The 7,358-nt window shown below is 74.0% G+C and carries 7 protein-coding genes; 2 read left to right on the forward strand and 5 right to left on the reverse strand.

Going from position 1 to position 7,358, the window contains the following annotated elements; all coding sequences use genetic code 11:
* Window positions 1-40: 40 nt before the first annotated feature.
* The 5 genes from holA to V7004_RS14380 all read right to left on the reverse strand — a co-directional run bounded on the left by holA (window position 41) and on the right by V7004_RS14380 (window position 5,382).
* Entirely contained in the window at window positions 41-1,120 is a 1,080-nt protein-coding gene (gene holA, locus V7004_RS14360; protein WP_334144832.1) for a DNA polymerase III subunit delta, read from the reverse strand.
* On the reverse strand, window positions 1,117-1,947 hold the full coding sequence (gene folP / locus V7004_RS14365) for a dihydropteroate synthase (protein ID WP_334144833.1): 831 nt from the start codon (window positions 1,945-1,947) through the stop codon (window positions 1,117-1,119). The genes holA and folP overlap by 4 nt, the downstream gene beginning before the upstream one ends.
* A gap of 31 nt (window positions 1,948-1,978) precedes the next feature.
* Window positions 1,979-3,778, reverse strand: coding sequence for a ComEC/Rec2 family competence protein (locus V7004_RS14370; RefSeq protein ID WP_334144835.1), 1,800 nt, complete (start codon window positions 3,776-3,778; stop codon window positions 1,979-1,981).
* 10 nt (window positions 3,779-3,788) lie between these two features.
* On the reverse strand, window positions 3,789-4,565 hold the full coding sequence (locus V7004_RS14375) for a helix-hairpin-helix domain-containing protein (RefSeq protein WP_334144836.1): 777 nt from the start codon (window positions 4,563-4,565) through the stop codon (window positions 3,789-3,791).
* Between the two features lie 106 nt (window positions 4,566-4,671).
* On the reverse strand, window positions 4,672-5,382 hold the full coding sequence (locus V7004_RS14380; RefSeq protein ID WP_334144838.1) for a tetratricopeptide repeat protein: 711 nt from the start codon (window positions 5,380-5,382) through the stop codon (window positions 4,672-4,674).
* A gap of 92 nt (window positions 5,383-5,474) precedes the next feature.
* On the opposite strand from V7004_RS14380, the gene V7004_RS14385 reads away from it, so the two are divergent.
* Together V7004_RS14385 and V7004_RS14390 are read left to right on the forward strand one after the other, a co-directional pair.
* On the forward strand, window positions 5,475-6,515 hold the full coding sequence (locus V7004_RS14385; protein ID WP_334144839.1) for a phosphotransferase family protein: 1,041 nt from the start codon (window positions 5,475-5,477) through the stop codon (window positions 6,513-6,515).
* The coding region (locus V7004_RS14390) for a proteasome assembly chaperone family protein (protein WP_334144841.1) at window positions 6,512-7,358 on the forward strand (847 nt) is incomplete at its 3' end. The genes V7004_RS14385 and V7004_RS14390, both read left to right, overlap by 4 nt.

Here is a 7,358-nt window from a genome sequence, read left to right on the forward strand (position 1 = left end):
GGTGGGGGAACCGGGGCACGATAGCCCGAGGGCGGCGCAATCACCGCGAGCCGCGACCCGAGCCGGTCCGGGAGCCGGCCGGGCGGCTGCGCCCCGCCAGCCGGGCCACCAACACCTCCATCACCAGCTCGTCGGGCCAGGCCTTCGCCCCCCGCAGGTCGAGATCCGCCTGGGCGAGCAGCTCGACCATCTCGTGCAGCCGCTCCGGTCCCAGCCGGCGGGCCTGCTCCAGAGCCTTGCGGGCCCGGAAGGTGCTGCCCCCGCGCAAGCCGAGCAGCTCCGCAGCCTGCTTCTCGTCACCCACCCCCGAACCCTCCAGGCGCAGCATCCGCTCCACGTGACCGTGGAGGGTGGCCATGATCTGCAGCGGATGACGCCCGGCGGCCAGCAGGCGCGCCAACCGGTCGAGCGCGGTGGGGATGTCGCCGCGGTCGATGGCGTCGGTGAGCTCCCAGGTGGGCAGCTCACCCGCTCCGCCCAGGTACGGCTCGAGGTCCTCAGCGGTGAGTCGGGCGCCGGCGCCGAACGTCGAGACCAGCGCTTCGAGCACCGAGCGCACTCGGCCCAGGTCGCCTCCGACCCGGTCCACGAGCAGCCGCCTGGCCCCGGCATCGAGCCTCACCGCGGACTCGGCGATCTGGCGGTCGATCCACGCCGTGCGGTCCTTCTCCCGGTCGGCGACGCCGGTGTCGACGATCGCACCGCCGGCGGCCCGCACCGCGTCCGCGAGCGCCTTGGGCACCGCGGGGAGCTTGGCGCCCGGCTTCGGGTCGCGCTCCCACACGATCACCAGCGAGGTGGTCTCGAGTGGGGACGTCAGGTAGTCGACGAGGGGGCCGACCGAGTCCTTGGTGCCGAACAGGCCTGTGTGGCGGGCCACCACCACTCGTCGGTCGGTCAGGAAGGGCGGGGTCCGTGCGGCATCGACCACGCCCGCCAGGTCGGGGCCGTCACCGGTGTCGTAGCGCGCCGCGTCCCACTCGTCGACCACCAGCTCCCGATCACCGCCGCCGACCAGCGCCCGCACCAGGTCACCGACCGCCTGGGCGAGCAGCACCTCGTCGCTGCCCTTCACCAGGAACACCGGCGCGGCGAGGTCCACGTCCACGGCGCCGGTCACGCCGCGGCGAGGACCGCGGCCATCACGTCGGCCACCCGCCGGGCCGCCCGCACGTCGTGAGCTCGCAGCACCCGGCACCCGAGTGAGATCCCGAGCGCGTGCGCGGCGACGGTGCCGGCCCAGGCCTGGGTGCGGTCGACGTCGAGCAGCTTCCAGAGGAACCGCTTGTTCGACGCCGAGAGCAACACCGGGTACCCGAGCTCCGCCAGCCGATCGGAGGCCCGCAGCAGCACCAGCGACTGCTCCTCGGTCTTGCCGAGGTCGAGCCCGGCGTCGACCATGATCCGCTCCCGAGCGATGCCCGCCCGCTCGGCTCGACCCGCCCGGTCACGCAGCATCTCGCACACGGTGCCCACGACATCGTCGTAGTGCGGTTCGGGATCCGGCACCCGGGGTGCGAGCCGGATGTGGGTCGCCACCACCGAGGCGCCCGCTGCCGCACACACCGGCAGGTAGTCGGGGTCGGCGAACCCGCTGATGTCGTTGCCCACCACCGCGCCGGCCTCGAAGCACGCCCGCGCCACGGATGCCCGCCAGGTGTCGACCGACAGCGGCACATCGAACCGGGCCCGGAGGGCCTCGATGGCCGGCACCACCCGCTCGAGCTCCTCCGCTTCGGAGACCTCCTCACCGGGGCCGGCCTTGACCCCACCCACGTCGAGCAGGTCGGCGCCCTCCGCGACGAGCTGGTCGGCCTTGCGCAGGAACTCGTCGAACGCGAAATAGGCCCCCTGGTCGAAGAACGAGTCCGGCGTGCGGTTGAGGATCCCCATGACCAGCGCCCGATGGGTGACGTCGTAGCGGTGAGGGCCGAGCGCCAGCTCCATGCGGCGGACGCTACACCGCCGGGCGGCCCCGTCAGCCGGCCGCCGGCGGGTCGAGGGACACGACGACCTCCAGGCGTGGCCGGACCGCCCGCACCTCGAGGCGCAGGCCACCCGGCGCCTCGACGACGCCGAGATCGGGGGTGGTGGCGCCGGCCAGCCGATGCTCCGCCGGGGCCCAGATGCGGGCGATGCCGACCCGCCGGCCGATCTGGTGCACGAGGGCCGCCGCCCGGCTCCCTCCCGACGGGGTGATGAGCAGGTCCAGGTGGCGGACGCCGTTGCGTCGCAACGCCTCGAGCACGCGACCGGCGGACGCGGTGGTCTCCACCTCGAGCACCCGCACCCGACCCCCGGGGACCGGGACCTGCCACAGCTCCCCGACGCCCGAGAGCTCGCTCCGCAGGGCCGGCGGTCGGTGCGGGCCGAGCGCCGGCACCACCAGCACGGCGAGCACCACCACCGCCGCCGTCACCCGGGCGAGCCTGGTGTGACCCTCGCGACTGGCAAGCATCGCCAGCGCGCCCGCGATGGCGGCGACCGCCAGGAGCGGGAGATCGAGCTCACCCAGGGGCACCTCCCGCGCCTGGCGGGCCACCGCGGCCACCCAGCCCAGACCCACCTGCGTGGGCAGGTGCAGCAGGGTGGCCACCGGCCCGCCCACCAGACCGGCCACGATCCCGGCGGTGAGCCCCCACATCATCACCACGCCGGCCACCGGCTCGGCCAGCAGGTTGGCCGGGATCGAGGCCACGGGCAGCCCGCCGAAGGTCGGCACGAGGATGGGGGCCACGCCGAGCTGTGCCGCCAGCGTGACCGCGAGCGCAGCGCGCAGCGGCCGTGGGCCGGGCAGCACGCCCGCGATCGGCCGGGCCAGCAGGATGATCCCCGCCGCCGCGCCCACCGAGAGCCCGAATCCCACCGAATGGACGAGGAACGGATCCACGAGCACGAGCACCACCACCGCGGCCGCCAGCGTGCGGATCGCCGAGACCGGTCGTCCCACGGTGGAGGACAGGGCGGCGATCGCGGCCATGGTCGTGGCCCGAAGGACCGACGGCTCGAACCGGGTGACCAGGGCGAAGAACCCCAGCAGCACCAGCGTCGCCGCCAACCGCCCCCGCAGCGACAGCCGCGCCAGCAGCGGGGAGGCCACCGCCAGCACGAAGGCCACGTTCTGCCCGGAGACCGCGAGCAGGTGGGTCAGGCCGGCAGCCCGGAAGTCGTCCGCCACCGCCGGGGACTGGCCTCGGTCGTCACCGAACACGAAACCGGTGAACAGGGCCCGGGAGTCCGGGGCCAGGTGCCCAGCACCGCGCTCGAGCACCCGGCGGAAGCCGTTGGCCAGCCGGGAGGCGGGGTCACCGTCGCGCCAGCCGATCACCTCGGTGATCTCCATCCTCCCCACCACGTGCCGGTGACGCAGCCAGCTCGGCACGTCGGCCTCGACCCGGCCCCGCACCGAGAGGCGTTCACCGGCGAGCCGGGGACGGATGGCTGCGCCCGCTCGGCCCCGAGCCCAGGCGTCGAAGCGCCGGGAGCCGGCGCGCACCTCGACTCGCACCGCGCCGGACGCCTCCCCCGGGTCACGGACCAGCGTGACCTCACCGGCGAACGGCCCTTCGGCCACCGGGGCGTTGGCGGCCAGCTCAGCCCGTCCACCCAGCCACGCCGCGAGCACCGCCACCGCCACCACCGCGGTCCAGGGGCGCCGCACCACGACCGCCGCGGTCACCACGCCAGCCGCGACCAACGCCGGCAAGGGTGGCGCCCACCAGGCGCCGGCCACCACCCCCACGGCGCCCAGCACCACCACCCGATCCGAGACCACCACCGGCCAGGCCTCACACCCGCACGGCGTCGCGGATCTGCTCCAGCTTGGCCGGGCCGATGCCTCGCACGTCGAGCAGCGCGTCGACGCTGCGGAACGGCCCCTTGCGCTCCCGGTGTTCGATGATCGCCGCCGCGGTGGCCGGGCCGATACCCGGCAACGTCTCGAGCTGCTCGGCGGTGGCGGTGTTGAGATCGAGCTTGCCGCCGGTGCCGGCCGCACCAGCGGGCCCGGCGGCGCCGACCGCGGGCCCGCCGCCGGAGTCCGCAGCCAGTGGCGCGGCCGGGTTCTCCTCGCCATGGCGGGGCACGTAGACCCGCACGCCGTCGGCGAGGGGCGCTGCGAGGTTCAACCGGTCGACGTCGGCGTCGGGGGTGACCCCTCCCGCGGCTTCGAGCACATCGCCGACCCGGGCGCCAGGCGCGACGCGGTACACCCCCGGGCGGGCCACCGCTCCGGCCGCGTGGACCACGATCTCCGCTGGCACGCTCGAGGTGGGCCCTGCTGCCACGTCGAGCTGGAAGGGCACCACCGTGCTCGGCAGGGGAAACCCCGCCTCGCCAGATCCGTAGGTGGACGACCGCCACCACCAGGCGCCAGCCGCCAACCCGATCGCGACCACGATCGCCACCGTCGCGACCCGCGCCGTCCCTGCCCGCGCGGTCCCCGCCCTCGACCACCAGGCTGCGAGCAGCCGGCGGAGGTCGGATGCGGGCGATGGCGGCGGCTGCGAGGCCTCGCGCAGCGCGGCGAGGGCCTCGGTGGGGCTGGACCGGTCGTTCGGGTCCACGTCTCGTCCTCCTGCGGAGCGCGCGGCGAGCGCGCGTCAGCGGGTCACACGAGGGGGAAGAGACGGCGGCGCCACCCTACGCGGGTGACGCCCGGGAACGGAAGGGTCAGTACAGGCGCGCGGTGAGCGCCTTGCGATAGCGAGCGGTGCGCGGATCGTCGGGGCCGAGGACCTCGAGCAGGTCGACGTACTCCTGCCGGGCGGCGTCGTCATCCTTCACCCGGTCGAGCAGCTCCTCGAGCTTGGCGTCGATGTCGTCGAGCGTGCCACCCGTGGCACCGGTGCGGGCGAGGGCCGCGAGGTGGCGGGTCTCCGCACTCTCGGGCAGGCGGGCGAGCAGCTCCAGGGCTTCCTCCGAGCGGCCGTCGCCGATGAGCAACTCGGCCAGAGCCAGGATCGCGCCGGCGTGGTCGGGATCACGCTCCAGCGCGGCCCGCAGGGACGGCTCGTCGCCGGCGGCGACCAACCGGTCGATCTCGGACTCCTCAGGCGTCGGCAGGAGCCGGCTCACGAACTCACGGACGGCCGCTTCACCCTGGGCGCCGATGAACCCGTCAACCACCTTGCCGCCCTTGAGGGCGTACACGGCGGGGATGCCCTGTACCCGGAACGCGGCCGAGACCTGCGGATTCTCGTCGACGTTGACCTTCGCCAGCACCACCGCCCCGCCGGTCTCGTCGATCACCCGCTCGAGAATGGGACCGAGGGTGCGGCAGGGCCCGCACCAGGGGGCCCACAGGTCGACGACCACGGGCACCTGCTCGGATCGCCGGACCACGTCGTTCTCGAAGCTCGCATCCGTCACGTCGATGGCCATGGGGACCCACGATAGGAGCTGACCATGCACAACCGGTAGCGTGGCCCGGCACGGGCCACGCTAGGTGCGGGCCGATCGCCGGAGGGGAACGGGTGAGCGACACCACCACGGTCGAAGGCATCGATGCGGAGCGGGTCACGGCGTGGTTCGAGCGCCACACGGATGCCGTTCCGCCGCTGTCGTTCGAGCTGATCACCGGTGGCCACTCGAATCTCACGTTCCGGGTAGCCGACGCTGGCGGGGTCCGGTGGGTGCTGCGGCGACCGCCTCTGGGGCAGGTCCTGGCCACCGCGCACGACATGGGTCGGGAGCACCGGATCCTCTCTGCGCTGGGCCCGACGGAGGTGCCCGTCCCCCCAGTCGTCGGGTTCTGCGACGACCCCGCCGTCAACGGCGCGCCGTTCTATGTCATGGGCTACATCGATGGCACCGTGGTCCGCGACCTCGCCGGGGCGGAGCGGCTGAGCCCCGAACAGCGGCGGGCCGCGGGCCTGTCGCTCATCGACACCCTGGCCCTCATCCACGCCGTCGACGTCGACGCGGTGGGCCTCGGGGATCTGGGTCGCAAGGAGGGCTACATCGAGCGGCAGCTGAAGCGCTGGTACGGGCAGTTCCAGCAGTCGAAGCTGCGCGAGGTCCCGGTGGTGGACGAGGTCTACGAGCATCTCCTGAGCGCCATCCCGGAGCAGGGGCCGGCCACGATCGTCCACGGCGACTACCGGCTCGACAACTGCCTCCTCGGCCCGGACGGCACGGTCGTCGCCGTGCTCGACTGGGAGATCTGCACCCTGGGCGACCCGCTCGCGGACCTCGGGCTCCTGCAGGTGTACTGGGCCGACCCCGGCGAGCCGACCCACTCCGGGCTGCCGGCCGCCACCTCGGCCGAGGGCTTCCCCACCAGGGCCGAGCTGCTCGAGCGGTACGCGCAGCGCTCGGGTCGGGACCTGTCGCAGATCGATTTCTACGTGGCGTTCGGGTACTGGAAGCTGGCCTGCATCATCGAGGGGGTGTACGCCCGCTACAAGGGTGGGGCGATGGGTGACCGTGGCGACTCCGGCGCGTTCGACGTCTTCGGCGAGCAGGTCGTGGCGTTGGCCGAGGCCGCCCGGCAGGCCGCGGGGAGAGCCGAATGAGCCTGTTCGAGCTGGTCGAGCGACCCGACCTCGACGCACCGGTGTTCGTGCTGGCGCTCGACGGGTGGATCGATGCGGGGCTCGGAGCGGCCCAGGCGCTGGCGGCGATCGTGGAGTCCAGCGAGATGGAGACCGTGGCCGTCTTCGACAGCGATGCGCTGCTCGATCACCGCGCTCGGCGCCCCACCATGCACCTGGTCGACGGCCTGAACACCGGGCTGAGCTGGCCGTCGATCGAGCTGCGGGCCACCACTGATCGCCAGGGCAACGAGGCGTTGTTCCTGATCGGTGCCGAGCCCGACCACCTCTGGCGAGCCTTCTCGCGGGCGGTGGTCGATCTGGCGCTCGAGTTCGGGAGCCGGCTGGTGGTCGGGCTCGGGGCGTACCCGGCGCCGGTGCCGCACACGCGGCCCACCAAGCTGGTCTCCACCGCCACCTCGGCTGAGCTGGCGGAGCTGGTCGGCTTCGTGCCCGGGCAGATCGACGTCCCGGCCGGGGTGCACGCGGCGATCGAGCGGCGCTGCGCGGACGTGGGCCTGCCCGCCGTCGGGTTGTGGGCGCAGGTCCCCCACTACGCCGCGGCGATGCCGTATCCCGCCGCGGGGCTGGCGCTCATCGAGGGTCTGGCCCGGATCGCCGATCTCCGCTTCGATCCGGGCGGCCTGGCGGCCGAGGCCGCGGCGAGCCGGGACCGCATCGACTCGCTGGTGGCCAACAGCGAGGAGCACCTGGAGATGGTGCGCCAGCTCGAGCACCACGTCGACGCGATGGAGGCCGCCGACCAGGGAGGGCTCCCCACCGGCGACGAGCTCGCGGCCGAGCTCGAGCGATTCCTGCGCGAGC

The organism is Rhabdothermincola sp. (assembly GCF_036846205.1).
Lineage (GTDB): Bacteria > Actinomycetota > Acidimicrobiia > Acidimicrobiales > Acidimicrobilacustridaceae > Rhabdothermincola.

Excerpts from the sequence above, each read along its gene's own strand:
- folP (WP_334144833.1), bottom strand. The coding sequence starts at position 1,947 with ATGGAGCTGGCGCTCGGCCCTCACCGCTACGACGTCACCCATCGGGCG.
- V7004_RS14380 (WP_334144838.1), bottom strand. The coding sequence starts at position 5,382 with ATGGCCATCGACGTGACGGATGCGAGCTTCGAGAACGACGTGGTCCGG.